The sequence below is a fragment of the Polaribacter sp. M10 genome (assembly GCF_054968445.1).
On sequence record NZ_JBSSBG010000052.1, the window covers coordinates 1 to 1,769 of the forward strand.

The 1,769-nt window shown below is 27.5% G+C and carries 1 protein-coding gene; it reads left to right on the forward strand.

Annotated elements, in window-relative coordinates:
- Window positions 1-687, forward strand: a 687-nt coding sequence (locus ACWYN7_RS17230; protein ID WP_462861213.1) for a sodium:solute symporter family transporter, incomplete at its 5' end; no start/stop codon positions are given.
- Window positions 688-1,769 lie beyond the last annotated feature (1,082 nt).

The window sequence follows — 1,769 nt, forward strand, 5'->3', positions numbered from 1 at the left end:
ATGGCAAATTTAGGCGAGGTTGGTATGTTAAACACACCTTCTCCAGAACAAGCAGATAAAGCTTATCCTTGGTTATTACAATTTTTACCAACAGGATTAAAAGGTGTGGCTTTTGCTGCATTAGCAGCAGCTGTTGTTTCTTCTTTAGCTTCAATGTTAAACTCAACTTCTACCATTTTTACTATGGATATTTACAAGCAATACATCAATAAAAATGCAAATGATAAACAAACTGTAAATGTGGGTAGAATTTCTGCTGCAGTTTCTTTATTAATTGCTGTAATTGTTGCTCCTTTATTAGGGGGTATAGACCAAGCTTTTCAATTTATACAAGAGTGGACAGGTATTGTAAGTCCTGGTATTTTAGCTGTATTTATGTTAGGTTTATTTTGGAAAAAAACAACCAACAACGCAGCAATTTGGGGAGCTATTTTATCAATTCCGATTGCATTAGCATTAAAGTTTTTACCAATTGCGGCTCTAGAACCTTGGATGCATCAAATGGGAATTGCAACTTTATTATCTATGGCAGTAACTATGATATTAAGTTATTTACAGAACAAAGGTGCAGATGATGAAAAAGGTATAGAAATTTCTAAAAACCTATTTAAAACAACTCCATTATTTAATATGGGGTCTATAGTAGTCTGTATTTTATTAGCAGTATTGTATTCGTTATTTTGGTAGTATAAAGAGCTATACAAAAGATTATAAGTAAATATTCTGAAATGATAACATCTTAATTATATTAAAATAATCTATAAAAATAACCTATAGTTTTATCTGCTATAGGTTGTTTTATTTAATATCCTTTGTTTAAAATTTTATTAATAATATGTTTACATTTTTTTAAATGTACTGGTAGTATGTTAAAAGGTATAATAAAAGTTATATCAGACTTTAAGAAGGACTTTTTTGAATATATTTTATCTAAAATAAGTTCTTAAATATAATAAATTTTCAATAAGATTTTAAGAATCTAAAATTGATTTTAAAAAGTCCATTCCAAGGTAACATAAAATATTATTCCCATAAATTTTTATAAGGTAAATATCCAGCATTAATATGTTCATATTTAATATAAAATTGATTTAGTGTTATGTTTTTAAGTAGTTCAAATAATTCATGTTTTTTACTAGAATACGAAGGTTTTATAATAGAGCATAAGAAAAAAAATAATTAGCTTTTACTTTACCTATTGTTTGTAAAGGTGGTAAACCTCAACAATAGAAGAGGTTTTAGGTGGTTTTTACATGGTGAAAGATTGGTAAACTGGGTAAAAAGTTTAATATCCACCCATTTAAAATTGGTATTTAAACAGGTGGTGTTACTGATTTATTCAAACAATTTCTTAAAACTACCTTGATTTACTCTTTTAAAGGGCTCTGCTTTATTCAAAAAACGAGCTATAGAGCCTCCACTAAGTTTATGTTCATCAAATAAATTTTACTTTTTCGCTTTTTGTGAACTCCAATGATAACTTATTAAAGAGATTTCTCTGATTTTCAGAAAAATTAGCTTTAAGTGAAAATGATTTAATTGTTTGTTTCGACGCGTCTTTTTTAAGGTTTAGTGGCCTTATTAGAAACAAATATTATGTCTAAATTAAGTAAAAAAAGATTTTTAGAAAACCACAGTTCATTTCCAAATTTTCACAAAAAAGTATTAGAACAAGGAGATGTAGAGTGGAAGCTCTTAAAAGAAAATCCACAAGATTATTATGCTGCAAATAGTGGATCAGTTCCTGGTATGATTTATTATACAGATAC